Raw genomic sequence first — 16,014 nt, 5'->3', positions numbered from 1 at the left:
AAAAATAATGCCGGTGAGGTCTTAGGCTTCACCGGTTTGTTTTTTTACTAATACTGCTAGCACATCGCAGGTGGCGCCATGTAAAACACTGTTTGGGGTAGAGCCTAGCAGTAATGCAAAACCCTTGCGGCCGTGACTGCCAACCACGATTAAATCGGCTGATTCTTGCTCAGCCAAATAATGTAATTCTGCCGCTGGCTGTCCGACAAGCACATGCTGCTGCATGATTGGATAATTGGTTGTTTTGGCGAGCTGCGCTAGATCAGCCTCTGCTTTCTGCACTTGCTGTTCTTGCACACCACTTAAATCTACCGGCATATCGCCACCATACGCAAACGCAAGCGGTTCCAGCACATGAGCCAAGGTGAGCTTGGCATTGCAAGCTCGCGCGATGGCTGCGGCACGTTGGATAACTGGTGGGCAATCTTCCGACAGATCCAAGCCGACAATAATATGTGTGTAATTAATAATTTCTGTCATGATTCCTATCCTCGGCATTGTTATTGGCACTGGTTTAAGAATAGTTGTTCTCGCTAAAGTTTTAAGGATTTAAATGAATATTTGGTTTTTTATTATTTTGATTGTGGTGATTGCCTTGGTGATAGGCCCCATTTCCATGCTTAAGCCAAGCCCTGGACAAAAACGAAAGGAACAATTGCGCACCTACGCTAGTACACGGGGCGTGCGCTTTAGTATGCGCAAATTACCTCCATTAAAAACAGATATGGATCAACCTGCAACCCTGCCTGTGTATTACTTGCCGCCACCATCTAAAATCCAAGAAGTGCCAGAATGGATACTGATGCGCACCCCTTACGTTCACGAAAGTAACTTTTATTTAGCGTGGGATTGGCAAACGGACGTGCGTCCAAGCGTTGCTACGTGTGATCTTCTGAGGGTCTATTTGCCACAATTGCCAGAATCAGTTCCTGCCATTAGTTGCGGCAATATGGGTATTTGTATTTTCTGGCAAGAAAAAGAAGCGGTGGAAACCTTGGATCGATTAATCGAAATGTTGCGCGGGCTGCATCAAACCGAATATCAACCAGCTGATTCACAGGGCTAGGCTGCCGGTGCCATCTCGCGTAAAGCGCTACTAAGCCCGACGCGCTCACCGTCTATCATCTCACTTAACTCTTTAATCATCTGTAAGCGCCGAGGATCTTGATGCATTGACTCCATCAAGAGGTGTTGTGCCTTGCGGTAAAATGCGAGGCGATCACTTATGGCGACAGACTTGTCACCCTGAGCTATGTATGACATCACCGATACCATTAGATAGGCCCAGCGCAACTCTGCTTGATAGGAGTCCAATTCAACTTCATTGATAGTACCCTGAGCGGCAAGTTGCACCATCAGGTTTACAGCCTCATTGATATAGAGTTGAGTTTTCGCAATTTGTGCATCACTGTCCCTTTGATAGCTAATACCTTGGCGATTTTTGGGGTTGATAAGCTCTTCTGAATACAGCTCACTTTTCAGTATCGCGCTTTCAAGACGCTCACGATTGTTGTCTTCCAATGCCAGCATTTGATGCTGCAACGCAATAATCATGTCATTTATGTGCTTGGTAATGACCCTGTTTGGCAGTGTCTGCTCCAAACAATTCACAACATCGGTTAACTCTTCTACTTGGATGCGCAGGCGGCGCTGCTCTAACCGGCGTTGACGCTGACGCTGCTGTATGCGATGAAGCACGCTCACCGCAAAAAGTGTTATCAGCATCAAAAAAACAAGAATCACAATCAAGGTCATGCGGAAATCTACTGGGGCAAGGTAAGTTGGGTTTCAGGTTTTTATCGGTTTCTTGTCCATAAGCATTCGGCAAATAAAAAAATGATATATAACAACAAGATATGCATGGCCTTTAAAGTAAAAAAACATAGTGTTTAAGGTAGAGCTTTGCGTATCTATGCAAGCTCTACTATAAGACATGCTGGAAATTATAGCTTGACCCCTTGGGGCTCAAGACTTATATATGCGCACCTTTACTGCTAGTTTAACCCGTCTTCAGGGTGATGAAGTGGTTGTTTGGCGCATTTTTCAACTCTTTACACTGCCTTCTTTAATATAGAGATATTTCTAACTGCCATGGGTAAATCCTTAGTTATCGTTGAGTCGCCTGCCAAGGCAAAAACTATCAATAAATATTTGGGTGATGGTTTTATCGTCAAATCCAGTATTGGTCATATTCGCGATTTACCAACCAGTGGTGGTGCCAAGCCAGTTGATGCCAAAGAGCGCGCCAAACAAGCAGCCGCGACACGCAAAATGTCGCCTGAAGATAAGGCAATTTATCAAGCCAGCAAGAGTAAAAGTCAGCTCATTAACCGCATGGGCATTGATCCGGAAAACGGTTGGGCAGCCCAATATGAAATTCTCCCGGGCAAAGAGAAAGTTGTTGATGAGTTAAAAAAGCTCGCCGAAAAAGCTGACATGGTCTATCTCGCAACCGACTTGGATAGAGAGGGGGAGGCTATTGCTTGGCACTTGCGCGAGGCAATCGGCGGCGATGAGTCCCGCTATCGTCGCGTTGTGTTTAACGAAATCACAAAAACGGCGATTCAAAACGCATTTAAAACGCCGGGACCTATTGATCAAAATCGTGTTGACGCCCAGCAAGCGCGTCGCTTTTTGGATCGCGTTGTGGGGTACATGGTATCTCCACTATTGTGGGAAAAGGTTGCGCGCGGACTATCTGCAGGGCGCGTACAGTCGGTCGCGGTACGTCTGGTAGTTGAGCGAGAGCGTGAAATTCGCGCTTTTATCCCTGAAGAATACTGGACCCTGTTTGCTGACTTGCAAGCTGATAAAAATCAGGCCGTCAGCTTCGAAGTGAAAAAGCAGGGCGACGAGGCATTTAAACCCGTCAATGAAATCCAGGCGATGACAGCGGTCAGTGCCTTAGAGGGCGCAACTTATAAAGTCATCAGCCGCGAAGATAAACCCACGCAATCTAAACCCTCAGCGCCTTTTATTACCTCAACCCTGCAGCAAGCAGCAAGTACCCGTTTAGGCTTTGGGGTAAAGAAGACCATGATGATGGCTCAGCGCTTATATGAGGCGGGCTACATTACTTATATGCGTACTGACTCGACGAACTTGAGTAAAGAGGCTGTTGAAGCTTGTCGTGAACATATTTTAGAAAACTTCGGCAAACGCTACCTGCCTGAGTCGCCCATTCTTTATTCCAGTAAGGACGGTGCGCAGGAGGCGCATGAGGCGATTCGCCCCTCAAATGTTGATGCATTACCCAATCAATTAAGTGGTATGGAGCGTGATGCGGAGCGTCTTTATGGCTTGATTTGGCAACAATTTGTTGCCTGCCAAATGACACCAGCAGAATACACCAGTACTAGTGTGGTAGTGACTGCTGGTGATTACGAGTTGCGCACGCGCGGCCGCGTAATTCGTTTTGATGGTTATACCAAGGTCAGTCCGCAGGTCGCCAAAAAAGATGAAGATGTGGTGCTGCCAGATATGAAAGTTGGCCAAGTGTTGCCGTTGGTAAAGCTTAATCCGCAGCAACACTTCACCAAGCCCTCGGCGCGATATACTGAAGCTAGCTTGGTAAAAGAGCTGGAAAAACGTGCTATTGGCCGACCATCAACTTATGCATCTATTATTTCTACCATTCAGGAGCGCGGCTATGTGCGGCAGGAAAATCGTCGTTTTTACGCTGAAAAGATGGGAGATATTGTCACTGAACGATTAGTTGAAAGTTTTGATGATCTCATGAGTTATGGCTTTACCGCCAATATGGAAGAATCGCTGGATGTTGTAGCGCAGGGCGGAAAAAACTGGCGTGCATTGCTGGACGAGTTTTACACCGGGTTTAGTAAAAAACTGACCTTGGCGTCGAGCAGTGCTAAGGGCATGCGAGCAAATGATCCTACCGATACAAACATCGCCTGTGGTCTATGTGGCCGCCATATGCAAATTCGTACTGGCAGTACAGGTGTCTTTTTAGGTTGTTCAGGTTACGGGTTGCCCCCCAAAGAGCGCTGCAAAAACACAATGAATTTGGTTTCTGGTGATGAGGCTATCGAAGCTGATGCAGATGAAGAGGCGGAATCGCGCCAATTGCGCGCTAAGCATCGCTGCAAGCTTTGTAACTCCGCGATGGACTCCTACCTGCTGGATGAAAGTCGCAAGCTACATATATGTGGCAATAATCCTGATTGCGCTGGATACGAGGTAGAGCAGGGTACATATCGCCTCAAGGGTTACGAGGGGCCAACTATTGAATGTGATAAATGCAGCAGCGAAATGCAGCTTAAAACAGGTCGTTTCGGCAAGTATTTTGGCTGCACCAATAGCGAGTGTAAAAACACGCGCAAGCTGCTGAAGAGTGGCGAGGCTGCCCCACCAAAAGTTGACCCAATTGTAATGCCGGAATTGCGCTGTGAAAAAGTGGATGATCACTATGTCTTGCGAGATGGTGCTGCAGGCTTGTTCCTTGCTGCAAGCCAGTTCCCCAAAAATCGTGAAACTCGTGCGCCATTGGTGGAAGAGTTGCTGCCCCATAAGGATCAAATAGATCCGAAGTACCACTTTTTGTTGTCTGCACCAGTAAAAGATCCTGAGGGTAACAAAGCTATTATTCGCTTTAGCCGTAAAACCAAAGAACAGTATGTTCAAACCGAAGTAAACGGTAAGGCTACGGGCTGGAAGGCGTTTTACGATGGCGGAAAATGGAAAGTACAAAAATAAGTTCTGCAGTAGCCATCTTTGCTGATGGCTACTGCCCCTACCTTGTTCTGAAACCTGTCGCGCATTATGTCAATTAGTCACCTCTCACTTGTAAATCAAAAGTTGGCGTTTGCTGGGGCCACCATCGGCCTATTAAACAACTCTCTTGGTGAGCCAAAAGGCATGCGCAAACTTGAATTGCAGGCCTTGGCCGATGCAGCTGTATTCCATCTGATGATGGCACTGCATTTTTATCTACGCGAGCTTGCTGAGCATCATCAACTAAAAAAGCCATCCGTTATTCGCTCCATTCAGGATCTAATCTCTTCGCTGCAGCAGGTCGATAAAGTTTCTTCTGAGGCTTCTGAATTGCTAGCGCTTAGCCAGATAAGTGATTCATGGTTAAGTCAGCTGACTCAGTATCATGATCATATTTTTAAATCTCCCGAGAAGCCCAGGGAGAAAAAAGCATTTGGACAGGAAAATTTAATTGCCTTGGTAGAGTTAACGGAAGCTCGGGGACAAGAATTGCCCGACTTAACTGTGGAGTTGTTAGCTTCCTGGTTGGAAAGCTTCCGCGCACTGGTGGTGCGTCAGCGGGAAACGAGTGCGGAGTATTGATAAAAAGTTGAACCTGCAGAATGACTGTGGCACAATCAGCACCCTTCGCGCGCTAGGGCTGCTGATTTTTATAAAAAACATTAAAAATCAATCGGTTGGAGCGCGAAACATTAAGTCAGTGCTTTCATTTGTTAGTGTAATGAAGGCGACCCAAGCGGACGTGGTGAAATTGGTAGACACACCAGGTTTAGGTTCTGGCGCCGCAAGGTGTGAGAGTTCGAGTCTCTCCGTCCGCACCATATTCCCCCAGCATTCTGTATTTCAGAGTGCTTGATCAACTGCAACAGATTTTCAGTTATTTCACGAGGCATATATGCAGGTTTCACTCGAAACGACTTCTGGATTGGAGCGCCGCTTAACCGTTGGCGTGCCCGCAGAGCAAGTAGAAAACGAAGTTGAAAATCGCTTGAAACAAGCGGCACGCAACGTAAGCATCAAAGGTTTCCGCAAGGGCAAGGTGCCAATGTCTGTCGTCAAACAGCGTTTTGGTGCTGGCATTCGTCAAGAGGTTGTGGGTGATGTAATTAGCCGTTCTTTTTATGCTGCAGTACAAAAAGAAAATGTAAAACCTGCTGGCCAGCCATCCATTCAGCCAAAGCAGTTGGCTGTAGGTAAAGATCTTGAATACATTGCAACCTTCGAAGTTTATCCAAGTGTTGCATTGAGCGATCTTACAGCGTTCGAGCTCACCAGCTTCAAAGCAGAAGTGACTGATACTGATGTCGATAATATGATTGAGGTGTTGCGCAAGCATCAGGCTTCTTGGTCTGTTGTAGAGCGTGCGGCTGCCGATGGCGACCAAGTTAATATCAATTTTGTTGGCACCAAAGATGGCGTTGAGTTTGCTGGCGGTAAGGCTGATAATCACAATTTAGTGCTCGGCTCGAAATCAATGATTCCTGGTTTTGAAGAAGGCATTGTTGGTCTGAAAGCAGGTGAGAACAAGGTTGTTTCAGTTACTTTCCCTGAAGATTATCAGGCTGAATAACTGAAAGGGGCTGCGGTAGATTTTGCAATCACCGTTAATAGTGTGTCAGAAGCTCAACTACCAGAATTAAAGAAAGAGTTTTTCCAAAAGTTTGGTGTAGAAAAAGGCGGTGAAAAGCAATTCCGCAAAGAAGTAAAAGCAAACATGGATCGCGAGTTGGCCAATGCACTGAAAGCAAAAGTTAAAGGCCAAGTAATGGATGCTCTAATTGCTTCTCACACTACAGAAGTGCCCAAAGCGTTGGTTGCCAATGAGATTCAGGTGCTGCGCAATCAAATGATGCAACGTTTTGGCGGACAACAACAAAACTTTGACGTTAAATCCTTGCTTCCCGATACTATGTTCCAAGATGAAGCTGCTCGTCGTGTAACCTTGGGTTTAATTGTTGGTGAGATTGTAAAGTCTGCCAAACTTAAGCCTGAAGCAAAACGCGTAAAAGCTATGATCGAAGAGATTGCTTCAACTTATCAAGAGCCAAAAGAAGTGGTTGAGTACTACAATGGCAATCAGGAGCTGATGGCTGGGGTGGAGTCGGCAGTGCTGGAAGATCAGGTCGTGGACTATATCTTATCGCAAGCCAAAGTCGCTGAAGTACAAACTAGCTACGATGAAATCATCAAGGCTAACGCTCAGCGCTAATCGTTTAAAAAAGCCGCAAAACGCCTGTTTTGCGGCTTCCATCTCTCTGAATACCTTCCAAATTACCTCATTTGACTGGCATATAATCCCATCACGGGTTAAGCTCTGTAGTGTCAAAAAATCATAGTTTTCAACATTGGCGACGCTATTAGCCCGCTTAAGGACAAAAACGCACGATGTCATACCAACACATGAACTCCCTGTTATCTCCTATCAATAGTGGCCTTGTACCGATTGTTATCGAGCAAACGGCACGAGGCGAAAGATCATTTGATATATATTCACGCTTGCTTAAAGAGCGTGTGATATTCCTTGTTGGTCCCGTTGAGGACTACATGGCAAATTTAGTCGTAGCTCAACTTTTATTTCTGGAAGCCGAAAACCCGGATAAAGATATCCATCTGTACATTAACTCACCAGGCGGATCAGTTACTGCAGGTATGTCAATTTATGACACTATGCAGTTCATAAAACCAAATGTGAGCACCATGTGCATAGGTCAAGCATGTAGCATGGGCGCATTTTTGTTAAATGCGGGCGCTAAAGGCAAGCGCTTTTGCCTGCCCAACTCCCGCGTGATGATTCACCAGCCAAGCGGCGGAGCACAGGGGCAGGCATCTGACATACACATTCAAGCGCAAGAAATATTGAAGATCCGCTCACGCCTCAATGAGTTAATGGCATTTCATTCAGGCCAACCCATTGAAAAAATAGAGGTGGATACTGAGCGCGATAACTTTATGTCTGCTCAGCAGGCAAAAGATTATGGCTTGATTGATGCTGTAATCGATAAACGTATACAGCCAGCTCAATAATTGTTTGTTTGTCAGAGTAAAACCGAACTCAGATCAGCATCGCAAGCTTGACCCAGTGACAATTCACTTTTGAGCAGCTTGAATTTGATCTTTTAAACTGACAATTGATATAGAAATTTAGATGGAGTGGGTTCAATGACCGATCACACCAGTGACGCAGGCGATAAAAACGGAAAGTTGCTGTATTGCTCTTTCTGCGGTAAAAGTCAGCATGAAGTCCGCAAGTTAATTGCGGGTCCATCGGTTTTTATTTGCGATGAGTGCGTTGACCTTTGCAACGATATTATTCGTGAAGAAATTCAGGAAAGCGCTGCTGAAGGTGCTTCCGAAAAACTTCCAAAGCCGCATGAGATATCGGCAATTCTTGACCAGTATGTCATTGGTCAAAAACGAGCGAAAAAAGTATTGGCTGTGGCTGTGTACAACCATTACAAACGTCTTCGTTTTGCCGGGAAAGCAGGCAAAGATAAAGAAACGATTGAGCTAGGTAAAAGTAACATTTTGTTAGTTGGCCCAACAGGTAGTGGTAAGACATTGCTGGCAGAGACCTTGGCTCGATTGCTTGATGTGCCTTTCACAATTGCAGATGCAACTACGCTTACTGAAGCGGGTTATGTTGGTGAGGATGTTGAGAATATCATCCAAAAATTACTGCAAAAATGTGATTACGATGTAGAAAAAGCACAGCAAGGCATTGTCTACATTGACGAAATTGACAAAATTTCTCGCAAATCAGACAACCCTTCAATTACTCGTGATGTTTCAGGCGAAGGTGTGCAGCAAGCGCTACTGAAGCTTATTGAAGGTACTGTTGCTTCCGTGCCGCCTCAGGGTGGCCGCAAGCATCCGCAACAAGAGTTTTTGCAGGTAGATACCTCAAATATTTTGTTTATTTGCGGTGGAGCTTTTGCTGGCCTGGACAAAGTTATCCGCGACCGCTCCGAAAAAGGCGGTATTGGATTTAGTGCAGAAGTGAAAAGTAAAGATGAGAAGCGGAACTTTGGCCAGACACTGCAAGATTTAGAGCCAGAAGATCTTGTTCGTTATGGGCTTATTCCCGAGTTCGTGGGACGTTTACCTGTAATAGCTACATTGGATGAGCTCGATAAAGCGGCTCTAATTCAGATACTGACTGAGCCGCGTAATGCGCTCACTAAACAGTATGGACGGTTATTTGAAATGGAAGGCGTACAAATTGATTTTCGTAGTGATGCATTGGATGCTGTTGCGGAGCGTGCGTTGGAGCGTAAAACGGGTGCTCGTGGCTTGAGATCAATTATGGAGTCGGTCTTGCTTGACACTATGTATAAGATTCCATCCGAAGAAAATGTAGTTAAGGTTGTTGTCGATGAGTCTGTTATTAAGGGTGAAGCTGAGCCTTTATTGGTTTATGAAAATAACGACAAACCGGCAAAAGCAGCTGCAGAAGATTAATTGTGCGATCAACTATTAATCTTCATGACCAAAAAGAGCGCACATGAGCGCTCTTTTTGGTTTTTGTGGTTCAATAACTTGTAATTCTCTGTTTTAGACCCCAATCTTGTTTTATGGCAAGGTGTTAGTTGCCTTTTTGAAATAGAGAGGAACCAATGGTCGCTGAAACTCTACACGAATCCCATATAACAGAAATTCCCCTGCTGCCATTGCGTGATGTGGTTGTTTATCCGCACATGGTAACCCCACTATTTGTTGGTCGTGGTAAGTCGATTGAGGCGCTTGAGCGCGCTATGGCTAGCGATAAACAGGTTCTACTGGTGGCGCAAAAAAATCCACAGCAAGATGAGCCTCAAGCTGAGGATTTATACAGCATAGGTACAATCGCCTCCATCCTTCAATTGCTGAAACTTCCTGATGGGACGGTTAAGGTATTAATTGAAGGGCGCGAAAGAGCCAATATAGAGTCCATCGAGGAGGCTGACGGATTTTTTAAAGCCACTGTGGATGTCATTCCCAGTAGTCCGATTGAAGGCGCAGAAGCGCGCGCGTTAATTGCATCTGCAATTGGTCAGTTTGAGCAATATGTAAACCTCAGTAAAAAAGTGCCGGTAGAGGTTATCACGTCACTCTCAGGGATCGATGAGCCAGGGCGCTTAGCGGATACTATAGCGGCTCATATGTCGCTTGATTTACCTAAAAAACAATCCATTCTGGAAATGGCGGATATTCACGCGCGTATAGAGCATCTTTTAGATCTTATGGATGCGGAAGTTGATCTATTTCATGTTGAAAAGAAAATTCGCGGCCGTGTTAAAAAACAAATGGAAAAAAGTCAACGCGAATATTATTTGAATGAGCAAATCAAGGCTATTCAAAAAGAATTGGGCGAATTAGGTGAAGAAGTTAGTGAAGCAGACGAACTGGAAAAGAAAATTGCAGCCGCTTCAATGCCAAAAGATGCAGCAGAAAAAACAAGAGCAGAATTAAATAAATTAAAAATGATGTCGCCAATGTCGGCGGAGGCATCTGTCTTGCGCGCGTACATTGACTGGATGATTAAAGTACCTTGGAGTAAAAAAAGTAAGGTGCGTCACGACCTCGCTCGCGCAGAAGAAGTGCTGAATAAAGATCACTTTGGTCTTGAAGAGGTGAAAGAGCGCATCTTGGAATACTTGGCTGTGCAACAGCGGGTTAAAAAAGTAAAAGGTCCTATTTTGTGTTTGGTGGGCCCTCCTGGTGTAGGGAAGACCTCGCTCGGTGAATCCGTAGCGCGTGCTACCAATCGTGAATTTGTACGCATGGCATTGGGTGGTGTGCGCGATGAAGCTGAAATACGCGGCCACAGAAGAACTTATATCGGTTCTTTACCTGGCAAACTTATCCAAAAAATGGCGAAAGTAGGCGTAAGAAATCCTCTCTTTTTGCTAGATGAAATTGACAAAATGGGTATGGATAATCGCGGAGATCCAGCATCGGCGCTGTTAGAGGTATTGGATCCCGAACAAAATAGCCACTTTAGCGATCACTATCTAGAAGTTGACTATGACCTTTCGGATGTCATGTTTGTTTGTACGTCAAACTCAATGAATATTCCTGGCCCGTTGCTAGATAGAATGGAAGTTATTCGTATTCCAGGCTACACCGAAGACGAAAAATTAAATATTGCTTTGCGCTATTTAATACCAAAACAAATGAAAGCAAATGGTCTGAAGGATTCGGAGATCAATATAGGTACCGATGCCATTCGCGATATCATCCGTTATTACACGCGCGAGGCTGGCGTAAGAGGGTTGGAGCGAGAAATTGCCAAAATTTGCCGCAAAGTGGTGACCCTTCATGTTAAGGGCAATAAAGCTAGTGCCGACTTAATTGATGCTAATGCTTTAGAAAGCTTATTAGGTGTTCGCAAGTTCGATTTTGGCAAGGCGGAAAGTAAAGACCAGATTGGTCAAGTAACCGGACTTGCCTGGACTCAGGTTGGCGGCGAATTGCTGACAATTGAGGCTACGGCTGTTGTTGGTAAAGGACGCATAATAAAAACGGGTTCACTGGGTGATGTGATGCAGGAGTCGATCCAAGCTGCTTTGACTGTAGTTCGCTCTCGTAGCCAAGCGTTGGGTATTGCTCCTGATCATCATGAAAAAGTAGATATTCATATTCACGTGCCTGAAGGTGCTACACCTAAAGACGGCCCGAGTGCAGGCATTGCTATGTGCACGGCATTAGTGTCTGTGCAGACAGGTATACCAGTACGAGCGGACGTGGCAATGACAGGCGAGATCACTTTGCGCGGTGAAGTTTTGCGCATTGGCGGGTTGAAAGAAAAGCTCTTGGCTGCTCATCGGGGCGGGATTAAAACTGTGATTATCCCTGCGGAAAATGAGCGAGACTTAAAAGAGATTCCCGATAACATTAAAGCTGATCTCATAGTCAAGCCTGTTAAGTGGATCGATGAGGTTTTGGCGATCGCCTTGCAGTCCAGTCCTAAGCCACTGAGTGATGAAGAATATCGAGCACTGGAGAAGGCCGCACAAAAGACCACAGAAAGCGATAATCGCCTGAGCACCCACTAAGGGCGCGCGATTGTGATCTTGTTCAATGTATAGGTTTTGCTGCTTGTTTTATGAGCAAATCCAATGGGGTTTTGTGTAAAGCTGTAAGCTTTCCTTGACCCCCTGTTACTCTGTTGGTATAAATCGCAATTCATTTGCTGCACGGATAATGCTTATTAATAGCGACATTAATTAGCACTGTGTTTTTAGAAATAAATAATCAAAAGGGGTTAAGTGTGAACAAAACTGAACTGATTGAAGCCATTGCCGCATCTGCGGATATTCCTAAAGCTGCAGCCGGACGTGCCTTAGATGCAGTCGTTGAAAGTATCACTGGTGCCCTTAAAAATGGTGACTCTGTGGTTCTTGTGGGTTTTGGTACATTTGCAGTTAAAGAAAGAGCTGCTCGTACTGGTCGCAACCCTCAGACTGGTGCAGAGATCAAAATTGCTGCCGCTAAAGTTCCTGGATTTAAGCCGGGCAAAGCATTGAAAGATGCTGTTAATTAATAAGTGCTTATCAGATACATATCTGAAATTGTGAAGCATTAAAGGCGCATCTAGGTGCGCTTTTTTTTTAATACTGCGTGTCTTTTATAAACTAGGCCAAGCGCCTTATCAAACATCGAATAATTAAGTATCTAGTTGTCCGTTTGTGCGGTTTATCTGCACAAGGCATCTTTATCCTGCTAGGAGTTCAAAATGTTACAACACCTCAGAGACAATTCCAGAGGCGTGATCTCTTTTATATTGATTGGCTTTTTGGTGATCATTTTTGCCCTTACTGGCGTTGAGGCTCTATTTAACTGGGATGCCTCGGCAAATCAAGCTGCCAAAGTAAATGGAGAGACGGTTACAGAAATGGAAGTGGCTAGAACAATTAGTTTGCAAAAACAGCAAATGCTGAATACTTATGGTGATCAGATTCCTGCAGAGTTTCTATCTGATGAATATTTGCGTAAGCCAGCGATTGAGAATTTGATACAGCGCATGGTGTTAACGCAAGCGGCAAAAAACTCCGGTATGGCAGTTGGTAACGCCTATCTTAGTGAGCAAATTGCAAGTGCTCCCCAGTTTAAAAATGAAGTAGGTGCATTTGATAATAACCGTTATCAGCAAGCGTTGCGCAACATGGGTTATACACACAGTACCTATACAAAGATTTTATCCGATGAGATTGTAATTAATCAGCTGCAGGCGGGTGTAAGTGCAACAGCTTTCACTACACCAGCTCAATTAGATGATGTGATTGCATTGAGCTTTCAGTCGCGTGATCTTAAATATGCTGTTTTGCCGATAGCAAAAGTACGCGAATCCATTCAACTCGAAGAGTCTGAGGTGAAGGCCTATTACGATGCTAATCAGCAAATGTTCACAAGTGAAGAGCAGATTGCAGTAGATTACATCAACCTTAGTGTTAATGATTTAATGAAAAATATTTCCGTTACCGAAGAGCAAGTGCGGAAACAATTCGAGCAAAATCAAGCTTCTTTTGTGGCTTCACCTGAGCGTCAGGCGGCGCACATTCTGGTAGAAGGCGATAATCAAGATAAGGTTAAAATTATTTCGGATAAGTTGGCGGCTGGTGAAGATTTTGCATCCGTAGCTAAGGAGCTCTCTGATGATTTAGGTAGCAAAGAGCAAGGCGGTGATCTTGGTTTTACAAAAGGTGATGCGTTTCCCGCTGAGTTTGAAGCTGCACTTGCTGCATTAAAAGTGGGTGAGGTGTCTGGAGCAGTTAAAACTGACGCGGGTACACATTTTATTAAACTTCTTGCTGAGAAGGGAGCAGAGCCGCCAACATTTGAAGAGCAAAAAGCTAGTATAGAAGATCAATTAAAACGCGCCGAAGCTGAGAATTTATTCGTCGCCAAGTTAGAAAACTTGCGTGAAGAATCTTACAACGCTGAAAGCTTGCAAGATGTAGCGCAGACTTTAGAGCTCAATGCGGTAAATTCCGGTCTTTTTGAGCGCAGTAAAGGCGTTGGCTTAATGGCGAACGCGAAGGTAGTTGAAGCAGCTTTTTCTGCTGAAGTACTCAAAGAAGGTAATAGCAGTGACGTTATCGAGGTCGACTCAAGCAACGTAATTGTGCTCAAGAAAACTGATTATAAGCCTAGTCAAGTTAAATCTTTCGAAAATGTTCAAGAACAAATTACTAATGTGTTAAAAGATCAAAAAGCTAAAAAGTTGCTTGAGGAACAAGCAAATAAATTAATTGCTGACTTGAAAACAGGCGCTAGTTTTTCTGAATTAAGCGAGACGGCGGGCGTTGAGTTTAAAGAGGTGAGTGCGGCTACTCGCAATAGCGCTGACATTGATTCAGAAGTGCTGCGCCATGCATTCGCCATGAATAAGCCCGGAACTACCTCACCATCGTTGAGCAGTGTGGCGACCGCAGCAGGTGACTTGGCTGTCATTGCGGTAGAGGCGGTTAACCTCGGCGGACAGGACAAAATAACCCCTGAGCAAAAGACAGCAATTACCAATCAATTGAGTAGCATCTATGGGAAGAATGATTTTTCCAGCTATCAAAAATTCTTAAAAGATGCAGCAGACATAGTTCAAGAATGATATAAAGCAAAAAGGCTCCGTAAAGGAGCCTTTTTGTTGTGGTGCAAATATTAAATTAAAGAAGCATCGTGCACTGGTTTCTGCCTCCCTCTTTAGATTTGTATAGTGCCTGATCTGCTTTTTCAATCCAGTTACGATGGTCGTGAATTTTATCGGTCAACTCTGCTATGCCCAAGCTAACAGTAAAGTTGATCTCATGTCCCTCTGTATATATCGTTAATTTTTCAATAGCGCTACGCAATCGTTCTGCAAAAACACAAGCTCCATCGCCATTGGTATTGGTAAGCACTATTCCAAACTCTTCGCCGCCATAGCGGCCGGCAATATCTAAATCACGCACCTGTTCTTTGATAGCGCGGCTGACTCCTCTGATTGCCTCGTCACCGATAGTGTGACCGTATTTATCGTTAATTTTTTTGAAGTGATCTATATCAAGCATAATTAGACTTGATGGCTGCTCATAGCGGTCGTAGCGCTTGAACTCTTGAATTAGACGAAGCTCCCAATAGCCGCGGTTATAGAGCCCAGTCAAATGATCAGTGCGGCTAAGGTTTTGTAATTGTTTATTAGCTTGTTGCTGGGCAATTTTGTTAACTGCGGAATCTGTTACATCATAAATAACCAGACAAATATGTCCGACTTCCCCCTTGGTATCAACCAAAGGAATGATTGTGCTGTTTTGGTACATGTATTCAGCGGTGCCTGTAATGGGGCGATAATGGGGAAAACGAAACAAATAGGGGCGCTGCTCCCATGTTGTAAAAGCGGTATTCTGCAAAATAAAAACAGATTGGGATTTATGCCTAAACCATTGTTCTGATAGCTCAGGGAAAACAGCGAATATGCTTTTGTTGAGTACATCTTCCGGTGCTTTACCGCTGTGGTTTTGCATAAAGCTATTCCATACCTCAATAGTGTAGTCTGGGCTCATCACCACAAGGCCAACATCAATATGTTGCAATATGTCCATTTGCCAGTGGACATCATTAAAAATTTTAGTCAGATCTTCGCTAATTGCCATCGCTATGGTTCAACTTAATCGAGTAGGTAGTTAAGTTTTTCAGTCAGACCGAAAATTGAGTGTTCTGCGACTACTAATAATAAATCACAATTAATTTTGTGGTTTTCTATAGAGTAGTTGATCTCGACAACCAGCGCCTGTTTCCACTTCATATTATTATTTTGCAGTAGGTCGGTGATGTTGCAATGCTGGCCTAGTAACATGGGAGGGCCGAAGCTGAAATGGGTGTCCAGCTGCTCAGCCAAGCCCCTCAAGCATGCGCCGTTCAACACATTAGCGGTATCCATCAGTAGCTCATACTGAGCTTGTTCATCGGTTACTCGCTCATATTTGAGTAGTTTTGCGAGGTCATCAAAATCCGTTTCATGAAAGATCAACATGGCTTCACCGGCAATTCCACCGCCAATAAACCCCTGGCATACTCCGTGCACTATGTCATTGCGGCTTTCACGGTTTAGTGACTGTAGCGCCATAGCAATGTCGGTTGGATTGAGCACGCTTACATGTGGGATAGATAAAACCACAAAAACATCCAGCAGACGAGCCAGATGGGAGCCAGCTTGCCCCATAGCAACATTGGTGATTTCCTGAAGACAATCGCGTTGATCTTCGGTGAGCAAATAATCTCGCATAGTTCAGATCTTGTTATGGTCAGTTCGAGGTGTATTTAACTCAA

Annotated in this window: 12 protein-coding genes, 1 tRNA gene and 1 pseudogene; 10 read left to right on the top strand and 4 right to left on the bottom strand. The window is 44.7% G+C overall.

Annotation, left to right across the window (positions count from 1 at the left end):
- Positions 1-21 precede the first annotated feature (21 nt).
- The gene (locus AWU77_RS08810) at positions 22-480 is read right to left on the bottom strand and encodes a universal stress protein (RefSeq protein ID WP_062061903.1); all 459 of its coding nucleotides are present in this window, start codon (positions 478-480) and stop codon (positions 22-24) included.
- A gap of 73 nt (positions 481-553) precedes the next feature.
- On the opposite strand from AWU77_RS08810, the gene AWU77_RS08805 reads away from it, so the two are divergent.
- Entirely contained in the window at positions 554-1,066 is a 513-nt protein-coding gene (locus tag AWU77_RS08805) for a hypothetical protein (RefSeq protein ID WP_062061900.1), read from the top strand.
- Here AWU77_RS08805 and AWU77_RS08800 read toward each other — a convergent pair.
- Positions 1,063-1,755: a hypothetical protein gene (locus AWU77_RS08800; protein WP_062061897.1), complete on the bottom strand. Its 693-nt coding sequence runs from the start codon at positions 1,753-1,755 to the stop codon at positions 1,063-1,065. The two genes, AWU77_RS08805 and AWU77_RS08800, sit on opposite strands and share 4 nt — an antisense overlap.
- 336 nt (positions 1,756-2,091) lie before the next feature.
- On the opposite strand from AWU77_RS08800, the gene topA reads away from it, so the two are divergent.
- The 9 genes and pseudogenes from topA (at position 2,092) to AWU77_RS08755 (ending at position 14,317) form a co-directional block, all read left to right on the top strand.
- Positions 2,092-4,713, top strand: a complete 2,622-nt coding sequence (gene topA / locus AWU77_RS08795) for a type I DNA topoisomerase (protein WP_062061894.1) — start codon at positions 2,092-2,094, stop codon at positions 4,711-4,713.
- 66 nt (positions 4,714-4,779) lie between these two features.
- Complete coding sequence (locus tag AWU77_RS08790; protein ID WP_062061890.1) at positions 4,780-5,313, top strand: DUF6586 family protein; 534 nt, start codon at positions 4,780-4,782, stop codon at positions 5,311-5,313.
- A gap of 154 nt (positions 5,314-5,467) precedes the next feature.
- Positions 5,468-5,552 (top strand) — tRNA-Leu (locus tag AWU77_RS08785).
- A 74-nt stretch (positions 5,553-5,626) separates the two neighbouring features.
- Positions 5,627-6,940 (top strand): annotated as a pseudogene (tig, locus tag AWU77_RS08780) (trigger factor).
- A 176-nt stretch (positions 6,941-7,116) separates the two neighbouring features.
- Positions 7,117-7,755, top strand: a complete 639-nt coding sequence (clpP, locus tag AWU77_RS08775; RefSeq protein ID WP_062061887.1) for an ATP-dependent Clp endopeptidase proteolytic subunit ClpP — start codon at positions 7,117-7,119, stop codon at positions 7,753-7,755.
- A gap of 135 nt (positions 7,756-7,890) precedes the next feature.
- Positions 7,891-9,189 carry an ATP-dependent Clp protease ATP-binding subunit ClpX gene (clpX, locus tag AWU77_RS08770; RefSeq protein ID WP_062061884.1) on the top strand — a complete coding sequence of 433 codons (1,299 nt, stop codon included), beginning with the start codon at positions 7,891-7,893 and terminating at the stop codon, positions 9,187-9,189.
- Between the two features lie 155 nt (positions 9,190-9,344).
- Positions 9,345-11,765 carry an endopeptidase La gene (gene lon / locus AWU77_RS08765; protein ID WP_062061880.1) on the top strand — a complete coding sequence of 807 codons (2,421 nt, stop codon included), beginning with the start codon at positions 9,345-9,347 and terminating at the stop codon, positions 11,763-11,765.
- Between the two features lie 215 nt (positions 11,766-11,980).
- The gene (locus AWU77_RS08760; RefSeq protein ID WP_039914522.1) at positions 11,981-12,253 is read left to right on the top strand and encodes an HU family DNA-binding protein; all 273 of its coding nucleotides are present in this window, start codon (positions 11,981-11,983) and stop codon (positions 12,251-12,253) included.
- A gap of 192 nt (positions 12,254-12,445) precedes the next feature.
- Positions 12,446-14,317 carry a SurA N-terminal domain-containing protein gene (locus AWU77_RS08755; protein WP_084618219.1) on the top strand — a complete coding sequence of 624 codons (1,872 nt, stop codon included), beginning with the start codon at positions 12,446-12,448 and terminating at the stop codon, positions 14,315-14,317.
- A 55-nt stretch (positions 14,318-14,372) separates the two neighbouring features.
- Here AWU77_RS08755 and AWU77_RS08750 read toward each other — a convergent pair whose 3' ends face one another.
- Together AWU77_RS08750 and AWU77_RS08745 are read right to left on the bottom strand one after the other, a co-directional pair.
- Complete coding sequence (locus tag AWU77_RS08750) at positions 14,373-15,338, bottom strand: GGDEF domain-containing protein (RefSeq protein ID WP_062061877.1); 966 nt, start codon at positions 15,336-15,338, stop codon at positions 14,373-14,375.
- 14 nt (positions 15,339-15,352) lie between these two features.
- A complete protein-coding gene (locus tag AWU77_RS08745; protein WP_062061873.1) occupies positions 15,353-15,970 on the bottom strand; it encodes a hypothetical protein in 618 nt (205 codons plus the stop codon).
- Positions 15,971-16,014: the final 44 nt, after the last annotated feature.

This window comes from Cellvibrio sp. OA-2007, from assembly GCF_000953825.1.
Taxonomy (GTDB): Bacteria; Pseudomonadota; Gammaproteobacteria; order Pseudomonadales; family Cellvibrionaceae; genus Cellvibrio.
Note: the sequence above shows the minus strand (reverse complement) of the source record. Positions and strands in the feature narration are given on the sequence as shown.